At 29.7% G+C, this 15002-nt stretch carries 15 protein-coding genes and 7 pseudogenes; 8 read left to right on the top strand and 14 right to left on the bottom strand.

All coding sequences use genetic code 11. From position 1 onward, the window contains the following. Positions 1-233: 233 nt before the first annotated feature. From PL321_RS18935 to PL321_RS18960, 7 genes and pseudogenes are all read right to left on the bottom strand, one after another. Positions 234-740, bottom strand: coding sequence for a hypothetical protein (locus PL321_RS18935; protein WP_273963005.1), 507 nt, complete (start codon positions 738-740; stop codon positions 234-236). 84 nt (positions 741-824) lie between these two features. Continuing rightward, positions 825-1228, bottom strand: a pseudogene (locus tag PL321_RS22065) (TspO/MBR family protein). Between the two features lie 434 nt (positions 1229-1662). Then, positions 1663-2731 (bottom strand): annotated as a pseudogene (tnpB, locus tag PL321_RS18940) (IS200/IS605 family element RNA-guided endonuclease TnpB). Between the two features lie 60 nt (positions 2732-2791). Further along, positions 2792-2887, bottom strand: a pseudogene (locus tag PL321_RS18945) (IS200/IS605 family transposase); the annotation flags it as partial. Between the two features lie 372 nt (positions 2888-3259). After that, the gene (locus PL321_RS18950; protein WP_273963006.1) at positions 3260-3958 is read right to left on the bottom strand and encodes a coenzyme F420-0:L-glutamate ligase; all 699 of its coding nucleotides are present in this window, start codon (positions 3956-3958) and stop codon (positions 3260-3262) included. 404 nt (positions 3959-4362) lie between these two features. After that, a pseudogene (tnpB, locus tag PL321_RS18955) lies at positions 4363-5428 on the bottom strand (IS200/IS605 family element RNA-guided endonuclease TnpB). 60 nt (positions 5429-5488) lie between these two features. Next, positions 5489-5584 (bottom strand): annotated as a pseudogene (locus PL321_RS18960) (IS200/IS605 family transposase); the annotation flags it as partial. Positions 5585-5845: 261 nt separating this feature from the next. On the opposite strand from PL321_RS18960, the gene PL321_RS20560 reads away from it, so the two are divergent. Next, positions 5846-6151 (top strand): hypothetical protein, encoded by a 306-nt coding sequence (locus PL321_RS20560; protein ID WP_337960895.1) that lies wholly within the window; start codon positions 5846-5848, stop codon positions 6149-6151. Then, on the top strand, positions 6097-7485 hold the full coding sequence (locus PL321_RS18965; protein WP_337960896.1) for a M3 family oligoendopeptidase: 1389 nt from the start codon (positions 6097-6099) through the stop codon (positions 7483-7485). The genes PL321_RS20560 and PL321_RS18965 overlap by 55 nt, the downstream gene beginning before the upstream one ends. Positions 7486-7925: 440 nt before the next feature. On the opposite strand, the gene PL321_RS18970 is transcribed toward PL321_RS18965, so the two are convergent. Both PL321_RS18970 and PL321_RS18975 read right to left on the bottom strand, forming a co-directional pair. Then, a complete protein-coding gene (locus PL321_RS18970) occupies positions 7926-8177 on the bottom strand; it encodes a hypothetical protein (protein ID WP_273963007.1) in 252 nt (83 codons plus the stop codon). A gap of 20 nt (positions 8178-8197) precedes the next feature. Next, complete coding sequence (locus PL321_RS18975; RefSeq protein ID WP_443110680.1) at positions 8198-8521, bottom strand: HTH domain-containing protein; 324 nt, start codon at positions 8519-8521, stop codon at positions 8198-8200. 156 nt (positions 8522-8677) lie between these two features. Here PL321_RS18975 and tnpA point away from each other — a divergent pair, with 156 nt between their 5' ends. The 6 genes and pseudogenes from tnpA to PL321_RS19000 all read left to right on the top strand — a co-directional run bounded on the left by tnpA (position 8678) and on the right by PL321_RS19000 (position 11078). After that, complete coding sequence (gene tnpA, locus PL321_RS18980) at positions 8678-8920, top strand: IS66 family insertion sequence element accessory protein TnpA (protein ID WP_273963008.1); 243 nt, start codon at positions 8678-8680, stop codon at positions 8918-8920. Positions 8921-9086: 166 nt separating this feature from the next. Next, positions 9087-9355: pseudogene (tnpB, locus tag PL321_RS18985) on the top strand (IS66 family insertion sequence element accessory protein TnpB). 92 nt (positions 9356-9447) lie between these two features. Next, entirely contained in the window at positions 9448-9792 is a 345-nt protein-coding gene (locus PL321_RS18990; protein WP_273963009.1) for a transposase, read from the top strand. 101 nt (positions 9793-9893) lie between these two features. Continuing rightward, on the top strand, positions 9894-10067 hold the full coding sequence (locus tag PL321_RS22070) for an IS66 family transposase zinc-finger binding domain-containing protein (protein WP_443110842.1): 174 nt from the start codon (positions 9894-9896) through the stop codon (positions 10065-10067). Beyond that, positions 10028-10944, top strand: a pseudogene (gene tnpC / locus PL321_RS18995) (IS66 family transposase). The gene PL321_RS22070 and the pseudogene tnpC overlap by 40 nt, the downstream one beginning before the upstream one ends. Continuing rightward, complete coding sequence (locus tag PL321_RS19000) at positions 10863-11078, top strand: transposase domain-containing protein (RefSeq protein ID WP_273963010.1); 216 nt, start codon at positions 10863-10865, stop codon at positions 11076-11078. The pseudogene tnpC and the gene PL321_RS19000 overlap by 82 nt, the downstream one beginning before the upstream one ends. A gap of 83 nt (positions 11079-11161) precedes the next feature. On the opposite strand, the gene PL321_RS20565 is transcribed toward PL321_RS19000, so the two are convergent. The 5 genes from PL321_RS20565 to PL321_RS19025 all read right to left on the bottom strand — a co-directional run bounded on the left by PL321_RS20565 (position 11162) and on the right by PL321_RS19025 (position 14946). Continuing rightward, on the bottom strand, positions 11162-11482 hold the full coding sequence (locus PL321_RS20565) for a helix-turn-helix domain-containing protein (RefSeq protein WP_337961248.1): 321 nt from the start codon (positions 11480-11482) through the stop codon (positions 11162-11164). Next, entirely contained in the window at positions 11479-12339 is an 861-nt protein-coding gene (locus PL321_RS19010) for an ImmA/IrrE family metallo-endopeptidase (protein WP_273963011.1), read from the bottom strand. The genes PL321_RS20565 and PL321_RS19010 overlap by 4 nt, the downstream gene beginning before the upstream one ends. Then, the gene (locus PL321_RS19015) at positions 12321-12962 is read right to left on the bottom strand and encodes a hypothetical protein (protein WP_273963012.1); all 642 of its coding nucleotides are present in this window, start codon (positions 12960-12962) and stop codon (positions 12321-12323) included. Before PL321_RS19015 ends, PL321_RS19010 begins: the two co-directional genes overlap by 19 nt. 638 nt (positions 12963-13600) lie before the next feature. Beyond that, entirely contained in the window at positions 13601-14290 is a 690-nt protein-coding gene (locus PL321_RS19020; protein ID WP_273963013.1) for a restriction endonuclease, read from the bottom strand. Positions 14291-14319: 29 nt separating this feature from the next. After that, complete coding sequence (locus PL321_RS19025) at positions 14320-14946, bottom strand: hypothetical protein (protein ID WP_273963014.1); 627 nt, start codon at positions 14944-14946, stop codon at positions 14320-14322. Positions 14947-15002 lie beyond the last annotated feature (56 nt).

Raw genomic sequence — 15002 nt, forward strand, 5'->3', positions numbered from 1 at the left:
TTTAGTTTTGCAATTATATTTTAACACTTAAAAGGGATGATTTCTTTTAATTTTTGAACAAAAATCCTTTAATTCCAATGTCTTTCGGCATTACTTGCCGAATACAAGTTTAATATTTTGAATAATTATAAACAATATATGTTAATAAATTTAAACATAAAAATAATAATAATAAAAATACCAAAAAGGGCTTGTTTTAATTCAAACAAACCCTTTTTAAAATATCTCTTTATTTACCTGTACATTATTTTTGAAGGTACAAGGAATGTCCAAGGCATTGTAATTAATGCAATAGATAAAGCTAACTTATGTCTTTGAGCCTTATCTTCTATTTTGTTAAATACATATCTGTAGTTGAAGAAATAAATAAAAAATCCTGAAATAGCTATACAAATAAGAACAACTATTACTGCAAGCATACTCTCAAAGGGGTCGAAGTTTATACTATTAATAAATCGCCAATTTAATTCAAATACACCCTCTAATGAATTAATAATAAATATTACAACGGCTCCTATAAAATCTGCTAAAAATCCAAAACCCCAAACTTTAAGTATATGTTTCTTATAAAACTCTTTTAAATTAAAACCATTATTTGCAAGTTTAAAGCCATAAAAACAGTCAATTAAAACAAGTGAATCAATTAGGTAGTTTCCTAATAATGTAATGATAATAAGCGGCGGTAGAAACATTAATAGCCACAGCGGAAAAATAATATTATAAAGTTTTACATTTTTCAAAAAACACCCCATTCCAAAATATTTTTTACATTATATCATATGTTTACATAAATTTCTATAATTTTGTTCATTTTTAATTTTTTCTTATCTGTTAAGATAATAAAGTGAATAATTAAGTATCAACGCAAAGCTAACCCAAATTATATAAGGTATAAAAAGTAACCCTGCAAGTCTATCAATTGAGTAAAAACTAAAGGCAGTAAGTATTATAAAGAATAATAAAATTGATATTATAATAAAAGCTAAAAATCTCATATTTAATACAAAAATACAGGAGACCATATGAAATTTAATAATAGTTGAATGCCAAAAAGTATTAAAGCCTGTTTTGTATTTTCTCCTGATGAAACTATAATCCTGTATAAAGATATTCCCATTAAAAGATACAGTACCGTCCAAACTGGCCCAAATAACCAAGCTGGAGGTGCAAAGCTTGGTTTTATTAGACTGTCAAAAACCTCTTTAGCATTTCGTGTAAAAATCCAGATACTCCTCCAACCACAAGAGGAATAGCAAGACTGAGTAAAAGCTTTTTAAATTCATACAATCATCTCCAATAAACAATATTCTATTTCCTTTATACTATTATATCTTAAGGCCTACTATATTATTATTCATAAATAACTACTTATTACATTAATAATCCATTTATTATATCAACTTAATAAATATAAAAATCACCACTTATTTAAGTATAAGTGGTGAGGATGTATAATATTTCCTGATTTCACTTTCACCTGGGTGGCACTTACTCAACTGGCTTTAATCTTGCTGTGAAGTGTCTTAACACTTTTGGTTCATATACAAACTCTAATCCCTGTGAACTACCCCCACCTATAGAGGTGGTGGCTTCGTGGTCAAGATAGCTTCTGCTACCAGATTACCCACGCTCAAAGGGCTGTTCCATCCCCAGTTTTACCATCTAAATGGCTAATTTTAGTAAGTTCTTTGCTGCATTTACATCTCTATCGTGTTTAGCACCACAATTGGGACACTCCCACTCCCTCAATGCTAAATTCTTTACCTCTGAGTTTTTATATCCACATTCACTACATATTTGACTTGATGCATAGTTTTGTGGTGCTATTATTACTTCTCTACCATACCACTTTGCTTTATATTCTAACATTCTTCTAAACTCTGACCAACTAACTTCTGAAATTGCTTTTGCTAACTTATGATTTTGTTGCATATTCTTTACTTTTAAGTCCTCTAAAACTATAACTTGGTTTTCGTTTATAATTTTAGAAGATACCTTATGAAGAAAGTCTTTTCTTTGATTTGCTATTTTTTCATATAGTTTTGCAAGGTGTAACCTTGTTTTTTCATAGTTTTTGCTATATTTTTGTTTCCTGCATAAATCTCTTTGGAGTTTCTTTATTCTCTTTTCTGTTCTTCTTAACCATTTTGGATTTTCTATCTTTGTTCCATTTGATAATACTAAAAATCCTTTAAGCCTAAATCTATTCCTACTTTGTTATCTACTTTAGGCAGTTTCTTTATCTCTGTTTCTACAAGTATTGAAACATAGTATTTACCTGTTGGTGTCTTTGATATTGTTACTGATTTTATTTCACCTTCAAATAATCTATGCTGTTTTACTTTTATCATAGTCTTTAACTTTGGTATTTTTAGATACCCATCTATAAGTGCTACTGTGCCTTTTTGGTTGTTTGTTGTAAAAGATTGATATCCTCTTTTCTTCTTGAATTTTGGGAAACCTACATTTTTGTCTCTAAAAAAGTTTTTATATGCCTTCTCTAAATTTATCTGTGCATTAGTAAGAGCAAGACTATCTACTTCTTTTAGAAAAGGATATTCTTTTTATATTGTGCAGGTGTATTCTTTAACATTTTTCCAGTTTGTTTGTAATATTCTATTTTATCATTAAGCATTTTGTTGTATATAAATCTCACACAACCAAATACTTTAGATAAATATTCCTTTTGTTCTTTTGTTGGGTATATTCTATATTTATAGGCTTTTAGCAAAGTCACACCTATTCACCTTGCTTTTCTATATATTTTTTAATAACTTCAATTGGCCTTCACAATATTATCATTTATAAGCTTTCTTCTATATCTCGTTACTAAAACAAGATGATAATATAGCAAGAACACTGAAAGATTATTATTATCCAAATCTATGTATTTATATAACCTCATTTTTCTAATGCACATTTTGTATCTGAATGATGAATTTGTCAAGCAACATTCATCACCCACTTATAGAAGTGGGCGACTTCTGTCACTAATTAGGTTAAATCCTTCAAGGGTCCAAGCGTATTATAGTTTTTTCAAAAGCTTTAAATTTAAATATTAAATTTACATAACGTATCAAATATACATAAAACCGGTTCTATAATAAATGTTGGGGTGCAATTTTTAAGGGTAAACTCTCCTTATCCTATCTATCTTACTAAATTCCTTATCAAATAAGAAAAGGACAGGCATTCAATCAAATGCCCGCCCCAAATATTGACAAAGAGCCTTTTTGTATTTTTAATTTAAACTTTATTATCAGCTTATTCTTCTTATAATTCCTATTGGTGTTGATTGATGTCCTTGTCCTAATGGGTTGTCCTTTAGTATTTTAACTATTTTGTTCTTGTCTATATCATCGTGGGACACTCCAAGTACATTTCCACCTAAGTCATTTATATCAACAATACATACCTTGGCACCTATTCTATCAGATATACTTTTTGCCGCTTTATCTGGATCCTTTGGACCTAATACAACATATTGGTTAAATGGTGGTATTGTACCTGGTGTTGGTCCATCTATTGAAGCCGCCTTTGGGCCTGCAATCCTATAGAATACACCCTTAATCTTAAATAGCTTTGTAAATATTGCCGCACAGAAGGCTGCAAATAATATTCTAATTACACCACATTCTTTGATTGCAAAATGCATAGTTTCTGGTATACCAAGCCCTATACCGTGGGGAGATTTATATACAAATTTTGATAAAAATTTTGCAAGTCTTGATGGCTTAATCTCTGACATCTTGTAGGCTCTTCCTTGAGAAATAGCCACACACTTTTCTGAAATAAATACAATATCACCCTCTTGAAGAACGTCCTTTGTGTATTCGTAAACAATATCCTCAATAGGGTCACCAATCATAACAAGCCTTGTTTTTATAGGTATTCTTGCATATACCTCTTCTTCAATCTGTCTTGTTAATTCTTTATTTTCATTTGCTGCAAAGTCCATTTTTTAACCTCCTATTTAGTGCCACCCAGGTGAAATGTGAAATGAACCATATTTTTCCACATTCAACTGTGTTGTACACTACTAACGTTATAGCTTTTTTATAGAATAATTTTATATTTATTTTTTTAAATAATCAAGTGATATTTATTTTATTTTATAAAAAGTTATATTTTGAAAATATAGGTTTAAAAAGTAATATTTTCAACAAATTTTTATTTTAATATATCATCAATATAGTCCTCAATTAATACTTCCTGATACCCTGAACATTCATATTTTAATACTTCCTTTACTAACTCCTGTGAACTACCCCCACCTATAGAGGTGGTGGCTTCGTGGTCAAGGTAGCTTCTGCTCCCAGTTTACCCACGCTCAAAGGGCTGTTCCATCCCCAGTTTTACCATTTATATGGCTAATTTTAGTAAGTTCTTTGCTGCATTTACATCTCTATCGTGTTTAGCACCACAATTAGGACATTTCCATTCTCTTAATGCTAAATTTTTACATCAGGGTTTTTATATCCACACTCTGAACATATTTGACTTGATGCATAGTTTTGTGGTGCTATTATTACTTCTCTTCCATACCATTTTGCTTTATATTCTAACATTCTTCTGAATTCTGACCAACTAACTTCTGAAACTGCTTTTGCTAACTTATGATTTTGTTGCATATCCTTTACTTTTAAGTCCTCTAAAACTATAACTTGGTTTTCGTTTATAATTTTTGAGGATAATTTGTAAAAAAATCTCTTATTTGATTAGTTATTTTTTCGTGTAATTTAGCAAGTTTTTGTCTATTTTTCTCATAATTTTTACTACTCTTTTGTTTCCTTGATAAATCTCTTTGTAGTTTCTTTATTCTTTTTCAGTTCTTCTTAGCCATTTGGGATTTTCTATTTTTGCTCCATCTGATAATATTGCAAATTCCTTTAACCCTAAATCTATTCCAATTTTTTTATCTACTTCTGGTAACTCCTTTATCTCTGTTTCTACTAATATAGAAGCATAATACTTTTCTGTTGGTGTTTTAGATATTGTTACTGATTTAATAATTCCTTCAAATTGCCTATGCTGTTTTATTTTTATCTTTGTTTTTAACTTTGGTATTTTTAAGTAACCATCTATAATATCAACTGTCCCATTTTGATTATTTGTTGTATAGGATTGATATCCTTTTTTCTTTTTGAATTTAGGAAACCCTATGCTATTATCTCTAAAAAGCTCTTGTATGCCTTCTCTAAATTAAGCTGTGCATTAGCAAGAGCAAGGCTATCTACTTCTTTTAGAAAAGGATATTCTTTTTATATTGTGCAGGCGTTGTTTTTAGCATTTTTCCTGTTTGTTTGTAATGCTCTATCTTATCATTAAGCATTTTGTTGTATATGAACCTTACACAACCAAATACTTTTGATAAATATTCCTTTTGTTCTTTTGTTGGATATATCCTATATTTATAGGCTTTTAGCAAAGTCACACCTATTCACCTTGCTTTTCTATATATTTTTTAATAACTTCAATTGGCCTTCACAATATTATCATTTATAAGCTTTCTTCTATATCTCGTTACTAAAACAAGATGATAATATAGCAAGAACACTGAATGATCATTATTATCTAAATCTATGTATCTATATAACCTCATTTTTCTAATGCTTATTTTGTATCTGAACGATGAATTTGTCAACTGACATTCATAACCCACTTATAGAAGTAGGTGACTTCTGTCGCTGATTAGGTTAAACACTGTAAAAATTCTTTTATGGATATCTATTTATAATAAGGATTTTTAGACATAAATATTATTCCTATTAAAAATGTCACTTTTCAACTGGGTTCTAATTAATGTATAATATTGTTGTTAATATTTAGTAAAAGAGGTGATTTTATGCGTTGGTCTCTTGAAAACCTATATACTTCCTTCGACAGCAGAGAATTTTTAGAAGACAACAATAAAGTTTTAGCACTAATAGATGAGCTTAAAGAATGGAGCAGGGAAAACTTTAAATCTTTAGAAAATGCAAAGGAAAAAATAGAATTCTTTTTAGGTAAAATCAACGAACTATCAAGCCTTATCTACAAAATAGCTGCATATTCTGAACTATCACTTAGCGTTGATGCAAAAACACAAAGGCACTTATGTATCTTGAAAAGATTGAAAAAACTGTTTCAGAAACAACAGAATTTGATGTAGCCTTTAAAAAGTGGCTTTTAAAATTGGATAAAATTGAAGAAGTTATAAACACTTCTGATGTAATTAAACAGCACAAGTTTATAATAAAAGAATCGATAAAAAGTGCAAAACATATGCTATCAGATGAACAAGAAATAGTTATATCAAAAATGAAAAATACAGGTTCGAGTGCCTGGTCAAAACTTCAGGAGTTTTTAACCTCAACCCATACTGTTGAAATTTCCCTTGAAGGCGAAGTTAAAAAACTTCCACTACCTGTTGTAAGAAATATGGCGTATTCTGAGGAACAATATGTTAGAAAGACTGCATACTTTGCAGAGCTAAAGTCCTATGAAAAGATAGAAAACTCCTCTGCTGCTGCATTAAATGGAATAAAAGGCGAAGTTATAACATTATCTAAATTAAGGGGATACTCATCTCCTCTTGATATGACACTTCAAAACAGTAGAATGGATAGAGAAACATTAGAGGCTATGCTTGAAGCAATTAAGGAATATCTGCCCTATTTTAGAGACTATTTAAAGAAAAAGGCAGAACTTTTAGGGCATAAATCCCTTAAACTTCCCTTCTACGACTTATTTGCACCTATTGGAAAGGTTGATATGAAGTTTACATACGACGAGGCAAGAAAATTTATAGTTGAAAACTTTAAAACCTTTAGTGATGAGCTTGCCTCTTTTGCAGATAGGGCCTTTGAGGAAAATTGGATTGATGCTGAACCAAGGGAAGGGAAAAGAGGTGGTGCCTTCTGCTACAACCTACACCCAATTAGGGAAAGCAGAATTCTTGCAAACTTTGACGGCAGCTTTTCGAATGTAACAACTATAGCCCACGAATTAGGCCACGCCTACCACGGAAACTGCCTTATGGATGAGACCTTCTTAAATTCAAACTATCCTATGCCTATTGCAGAAACTGCTTCAATATTCTGTGAAACATTAATAGTAGATGCTGCACTTAAGATAGCAAATAGAGAAGAGAAGATTGCTATACTTGAAAATTCATTACAAAGTTCAACACAGACAATTGTTGATATTTATTCAAGATTTTTATTTGAAGATGAAGTATTTAGAAGACGTGAAGACCATTCGCTATCGGTTGATGAATTTAAAGAGATTATGCTCGATGCACAAAGAAAGGCCTATGGAGATGCCTTAGATGAAAAATATATGCATCCTTATATGTGGGTAAACAAACCTCACTACTATTATGCTGATGCAAACTACTACAACTTCCCTACGCCTTTGGTGAACTATTTGTTAAGGGACTTATTGCGGAATATAAAAAGAGGGAAACTGAGTTTGCAAAGGAATACAAGAAATTGCTTTCATTAACAGGAAAAAATGATTTGTATACACTTGGTAAAACAATGGGCTTTGATTTGCATTCAGTCCACTTCTGGAGAAGTTCGCTTGAGGTGATAAAAAAGAAATCGACACCTTCATAAGTGCCACCCAGGTGAAAGGTGAATTGAACCAAAATTTGTAAAAACATACACCTAAATCGTACCTAACAAATAGACAGTTTAGAAATATAAAAAGTGTCAATCAAAGGGTTGACACTTTTTATATTCTTATCCAACTAACATCTGTATGTTATAAAATCTATAGTTCAAACATATCATCAACCAAAAATTCTTTATTAGCACATTTAGTTTGCGATGGCAAATCTGTTAAGATTTTTTAAAATTTGTTAGGCATAAAAAATAAAACTAATGTGTAAAATTTCACTTTCACCTGGGTGGCACTTTTATAATGATACCATTTTTCCTCCTTTATATTTTTTTAGCCTCTTCAAATATATCAACATAGTCTTTAGGTTTAACTTCTATTAATTTTTCTGCACCATATTTTCTTAAAAGTGTTTTAATTTCTTTTACCTTCCCATTTTTCATTTTTTCTGTTAGCACCATGCTTATATCATGAATAGTAATATCTTCTTGTTGATTATATTGTTTTGCTCTTGCTCGATATTCTGCTGCAAGCCTTTCAAATTCTTCTGCAAGCACTAAATTTATATCGTTCATGGATTTCACCTCCTTCTCTCTTATGCTTTTAGAGCAAAGTCTCTGATAATGCTATTCATTACGGTAAGGTCATCACCTGATAACTGTATACTTAATCTCCTTAATAACTCTTCTTGTTCAGGTTTTAGATACTTTTGGTTTAATTTGTAACCATCCATAATCCTAACCCCACCACCATTTCCTCGAATGGTTTCTATAGGGTAAGAAAGTGATAGGATATTTATGTCATTTCTAATAGTTCGTTCTGTAACTCCAAACTCAAAAGCTAAATTCTTCATTGTATCCTGCCTTCTTCTGCACAATACTTCTATTATTTGCATCCGCCTTTCATTTGCCCCTATCACTTTCTCACCCCCTTTCCCTTGCTCTGTGTCTTTATATTAAAAGTTAAATAGGAAGGTTTTTTCCTATTTAAAAGTAAGCGTCAAAAATTAAGTACCTAGATATCTCATCCTCCCATTGATAGAATAAAAGCAAATATTATTAATGGGAGGTAATTTATGGGTAAAAGAATGAGTCATGCTAAATGGGAAGAATATATAAAGAAATTTGAATCATATAATGGTTCAATAACAGTAAAGGATTTTTGTATAGAAAATGACATTTGTAAAACACAATTCTATTACCATAGAAAAAGATTGCAAAAGGAAGAATCAAATGATAGAAAAGACGTTGTATTTCACGCTATTCCATTAGCTATACAAGATGAGCAAAAGAAACTGCTAAATTATCAAAAGAAGTAAAAATTACCGTAGGTAATGTAACTGTAATCATTCCTTCTGATGAAGTCAATCTAATATCTAAAATAATAAAGGAATTATCTATATCATGCTAAACATAGATAAAGTACAAACAGTTTATCTTGCCTGCGGCTTTACGGATTTAAGAAAAAGTATAGATGGTCTAGTAATGATAGTCCAAAGTCAATTGAAGCTAGACCCATTTGAAAAAGCATTATTTGTTTTTGTAACAGACAAATGGATAAATTAAAGATTCTCCATTTTGACGAAGGTTTTTGGTTATATTATTATCGTTTAGAAGCTAATCGCTTTAAATGGCCATCTAATCCACAAGAAGCATTAAAAGTTAATATAGAAGAATTACGTTGGCTTTTAAAAGGTTACGAAGTAAGAACAGTATCTAAATTTAAACCTATAAAACCAAGTAATTATTTTTAATAGAACATAAAAAGTCCTTGAGAAACCTTTATTTCCAAGGACTTTTATGATATAATTAATTTATAAAATAAATTCTAAAGAGGTACTTTACTATGAATCACGAAATTTTAACTAATGAAATAGATGATACTACAAAAGCATTAATAGAAAAGATGGAAGAAGAAATCAATGCAAAATCAAAGGAATTAAGTCAAAAAGATGAAGAAATAAAAAATCTTAAAAATGAAATAGAATTTTTAAAGTCTATTATATCAAATAAGAATAAAAAGATATTTGGAACATCTAGTGAGCAAGTAGATGCTAACCAACTATCTCTTTTTAACGAGGTTGAAAAACATAGTGATTCAAAAGCAGAAGAACCTACTTTAGAAGAAATTACATATAAAAGAGCTAAGAGAAATAATAGTACAGGTAAAAAGATAATCTTGCAAATTTAGAAAGAGTAGTTATTGAACATAAATTAGAAGGCGAAGACCTTAAATGCAAAGAATGTGGTGAAGAGCTTATTGAAATTGGTGTTAAGTCTAGAAAGGAAATTATAAAATATGTTCCAGCTAAACTTATAGTTGAAGAACATATAACATACAGCTACGCTTGTAAAGCTTGTGAAAAAGAAACTGGTGAAAGTAATATAGTTTCAGCACAAGCTCCAAAGACTATTTTTACAACAGCATGGCTTCGCATGAATTGGTTGCACATACCCTTACTTTAAAATATCAACATGCTGTTCCACTTTATAGGCAGGAAACATATTTTGATATGATGGGAGCCACACTTTCAAGGCAAACTCTATCAAACTGGACTATGGCGGCAGCCAAAGCTCTAGAACCAATATATAACCACATGAAAAAGAATTGTTAAGTAGGAATTATATTCATGCAGATGAAACTACTCTAACGGTAATTAATGATAATGGTACGGAGTCTAAATCTAAAAAATATATGTGGTTATATATGAGCAATACCAATTCAAAGCCTGTAATTTTGTATGATTATCAAAATACCCGTTCAAGCTCTTGCCCTAAAAATTTCTTAGGAGATTTTAGTGGGTATCTTCAAACAGATGGTTATAGTGGCTATAACTCTGTTTCAAATGCTACAAGAGTGTACTGCTTAGCTCATATAAGAAGACACTTTTATAATATAATTGCAGAGCTGGATGAGGAAGCCCTAAAGGACTCTAGAGCTATAATAGGGTTTAATTTTTGTGAGCAAATTTATAAACTTGAAAAAGAATTACGAGAATCTTATTCAAGTGATGAAAACTATTATGAAATTAGATATAAAATACGAGTTGAAAAATTAGCTCCGCTATTAGATGAATTTATAGATTATGTTGAAAGAGAAATACCTAATGCTCTTCCAAGAAGTCCATTAGGCAAAGCACTAGACTACGCTAAAAAACATTTACCTGGACTAAAGAATGTATTGCTTGATGGTTCTTTAGAAATTGATAATAATGCAGCAGAAAGAGCTATCAAACCTTTTGTAATAGGTAGAAAAAACTTTTGTTTGCAAATACAGCAAAAGGTGCAACATCTAGTGCTATTATATATAGTATTATTGAAACTGCCAAGGCTAACAATATAGTTGTAGAAAAGTATTTAGTCTATTTGTTTGATAACCTATCAAAAATAGATATGCAAGATAGCGATAGCTTAGGTAATCTTATGCCTTGGTCTCATAAAATACCTGAAGATATGAAAATTAAAGATAAGAAATAAATTAATCCTAGTAAAGCTTATTTGCCTTACTAGGATATTTTAATGCCTTTTTTATAAAGTTGTAGGTGCTAAAATTTTGACGCTTACGTTAATACAAAATTATACCACTGATGATCTTTATTGTTTAAATTTAGTGAATGTGGAGATTTACTAATAATATGGTTGCTTATCATTGGTGGAAGGTTTAGTGCAAGACAAATTAAAATTAACGATTCAATTGAGCCATTAGTTTCACCATTAACAATTCTTCTTATTGTTTTCTCATTAAGTAATGTTATTTCTTCTAATTCCTTATATGTTACATCTCTCCATTCAATAACCTTTTCAAGAGATTTAGTATAACTATTGGGTAATTCATTAAAAATTCTAGTTTCCTCTTCTAAAATATCTGCAAGTATCTTTATCTTTTTTCTTCAGATGCATATTGAAATCCATTATTAAATTTTAAGTCAAAATCTATATTTGATCCTTTATCTCGATTTAGAAAACACTCACTGTGATATCTTTCCTTAAATCCAGATTTGATTGATAGTTCAAAAACTAAGCAGCACTCTTCCATGTGGGTTCGTGCATAATCAGTTAATATAGTATTCCCATTTTCATCTCTTATTACATATTTAGGATCTCTTAAAACAAAATGTGAATCAACATATATGTAATTTCCACTTTTTATTAGTGCTGATAACTGTGAATCAATTAAACTTTGTATAGCTGCGTCTATTGCACTAATTGAAAAAGTTTGATTTCTTTTTAAAAAGCCCTTTTTAAAACAATGTGGTCTGACATAATGGCCATCTATATAAGTAAAAGTTCCTATTGCTTCTTCATATCCTACATCAATCATTCGAATTTTAGCAGCTAATCTTGAAACACTAAAAAATAAAGCCAATTCATCAATAACTGGTTCCATTACGTCTATTATTTCTTCTGTTTGCAATGATTGTTTATATTTCTTTATAAGTTCAAATGCCTTTTCTTTAAATGTTGAAATTGGCATTTGTATCCTTGGTGCAAGTACATTTGCCTGCCATTCCATCCAGTCAGTTGCATCCCTGTTGCTATCTTTTATCCCACCTACTACTTGACATTTTATTTTTGTTGCACTACTGTTATATAATCTTTGCAGTTCAAATGCCTTTCTGTGTAGAGCCCAATGAACACATTCATGAATAATGGTATTATTAACAGATCCAAGGTTGCGTAGAAAGTATGCTTTCGGATCTACAAAAATAGTTTTAGCATCTACATGAGTTTGAACCATTTTATCACTGTTTTTATCATAGAATTCTGCTTCGCAATCATGAAAAAAATTTGCCCAAACACTGTAAAATCCTTTGTAATATCTCTAATTTCTATTTTTAAACCCATCTTTTCTGCAAGCACTTTCGGTTCAATTGTTATAGGAGTTTTCAATGCTTCTGGGTAATATCTACGTAGGAAATCTGTAGCGATATATTCTAATTGTTCGGTTGAAATAAATGGGACAAGTGAATCTGACATTGGTTTTGCCTGTTTATTTTTAAATTTATATTCATTTACACTATTGATTTTAAAATCATCTAAATTACAATCCAAATCCCCTGAACATTTGAGAATAAACCACTGCATACAATTTTCCGTTTCATCGTAATGATAATCTGACTCACGGACTTCTAATTCAGCTTCTACAACAACATCAAATTCTATTTTCAAATCTGGAAGATCACTGACTGATACAAATTTCACTTCTATATCAGATAATTCTATGCCACCAATATTCCTAACTTTGTATAATCTTAGGTCTAAAAACTCCCAATTATCTTCAATATAATTCTGTATCGCTTCAAATATTTCATTTTCAAATCTATTAGCTATGTAATCTGTAAATGAACGACTGCCCGCCAAAATACCATCTCCCTATAACAACCTATTTTTCCTATTTAGATAAATTATAACATTATTCAACAACAAATTTGGTCAATAATTGTCGATTGTCAAAATTTTCTTTATATAAATGTCTTTTTATTGATTGCTGCTGAGCTTTTAGCACCTATTGCTTTACTTAAAAATATTCATGGTCTAAACCCTGATATGATTCAAACCATGTGTAATGTTTCTGAAGAAGCCTCACAGTATATATAAAAATATTAATACCTTTGGCCATTTTGAAATATATAGGCAGGTTGAAATGATATTTTTAGAGAAATTTTTGATTTTGTTATTGGAGTGCAATATTAAAGGGTGAGTAGTTTTTCGCTACGCACCCTTTGGTTTTGTGCCTACAAGATCCCTAATTTTTAAAATTAATAATGCTTTAAATTCTTGATATAAATAACTTAACTAAATTTCTCCATTATATATTTCTTTGATTATATCAATAATTTTTGGTTACTATATTGCGTTTTAAATTTTATATTTAAAGTATTGCCAAAAACATTTTAGCATGTTTAATTTTCTGTTTTTCTTCATCTCTTAAATTATTTTGGTCATCCAAATTTTTGTTTCTACTATGAAATATAATTTCTTTCTGCCATCTTCATAATTCAAAACATAAGCAAAATCAGGGAATAGCTTTTACCTCCCGCTACAGGGATTTTAATAGAATTCTTGGGTATTTTTGTAAACACTATAACCTCTTTAATATTTGACTTAATATTTTCTTTTTCTAATTCGCTATCATAAAATAACTCTTCAAAGAAATAATTATCTGCCACTTTTTCATTAGAATATAATGTTCCCACATCAGAAGCATTTATTTCATTTCTTATATTACCTTCGGCATCGGTTAGTTTAGTAGGATGAATTGTATTTGTTATTTTATGATATTCTATGGCAAATTTAGTTATAGCATTCTTCAATAAATAGTTATCAAATTTATTTTTTAATATCCTTATAGTAGAAATATTAAGGTATTGATTAATATTAATATTTGATTCAATAAAGGACTCATGTAATGTTTTTATATTAATATTTAAAGCATAAGATAAATGTTTTAAAAATTCATCATAACGCATAGTTGAAATCTTGATTAATTCACTTTCTTTAATTGTAATTTCTTCATCAATTGCAGCACGATTATTATCTATATCCACTTTAATCTGTCTGTTAATTACTCCATTAAAAGTCATGCTTCCAGCATGTTCTTTTAAAAATGCTACAAAAATATTTTTAAATTCTACTTCATCTTTAATTTTATATTCCAACAAAACTTTTTGATTAAGTTTCTCCCACAATTCTCTAAGCTCTGAGTATTTTTCTACTCTTATTTGAATTTTTTACTCTTATCTGTTTCCTTTCTAACTTTATTTGAACCGACACCATTAAAAATTAACGGAAATTTTTGTTTAATGTATTCAAAACCATTCTCTTTAAATTTATTTGTCCTTGTTATTACATTGTTTGAATCTAGTTCCTCTAAAAGTTTTTCTTCTCCAATATTATATATCTCACATATTTTTTTAATCATATTATCATCAAGCTTTTCAGGTATACTTTCAGATGAAATTGCCCCCGACTTTTCATTAATTTCATTAACTAATTTTTCAACAAAATCACTCTCTGTGAAATCAACAAAATAATTTAAATAAAACTGTTCATCTTTAACTCTATTTCCATACTCATTAACAGGCAAACGCAGTCCACGTCCTACCTCTTGAAGTTTTGAAATCTCACTTCCGCTACTTCTAAGTTTACAAATTTGGAAAACATTTGGATTGTCCCAACCTTCACGAAGAGTCCATTTTGAAAAAATAAATCTTCTTGGATTTTCCAAATCAAGCATTGCTTGTTTGTCATGCAAAATTTCATTTATTTCTTGTTCAATTTTTTCATCATCCTCAATATTATCCTTTGAAAAATACCCTCCGTGAGTTTTAGAAATATTTTGCAAGGTTTTTTCTAAATATTTTTTATAAAAGTCATTAGTCTCATTTTTTAATAATTCTT

This window comes from Caloramator sp. mosi_1, from assembly GCF_028622835.1.
GTDB lineage: Bacteria > Bacillota > Clostridia > Clostridiales > Caloramatoraceae > Thermobrachium.

Coding starts and splice junctions, on each gene's coding strand:
- tnpA (WP_273963008.1), top strand. CDS start 8,678: ATGGGTAAAAGAATGAGTCATGCTAAATGGGAAGAATATATAAAGAAA.
- PL321_RS18950 (WP_273963006.1), bottom strand. CDS start 3,958: ATGGACTTTGCAGCAAATGAAAATAAAGAATTAACAAGACAGATTGAA.
- PL321_RS19010 (WP_273963011.1), bottom strand. CDS start 12,339: ATGGTTCAAACTCATGTAGATGCTAAAACTATTTTTGTAGATCCGAAA.
- PL321_RS20560 (WP_337960895.1), top strand. CDS start 5,846: ATGCGTTGGTCTCTTGAAAACCTATATACTTCCTTCGACAGCAGAGAA.
- PL321_RS18970 (WP_273963007.1), bottom strand. CDS start 8,177: ATGAACGATATAAATTTAGTGCTTGCAGAAGAATTTGAAAGGCTTGCA.
- PL321_RS18965 (WP_337960896.1), top strand. CDS start 6,097: ATGTATCTTGAAAAGATTGAAAAAACTGTTTCAGAAACAACAGAATTT.
- PL321_RS18990 (WP_273963009.1), top strand. CDS start 9,448: ATGAATCACGAAATTTTAACTAATGAAATAGATGATACTACAAAAGCA.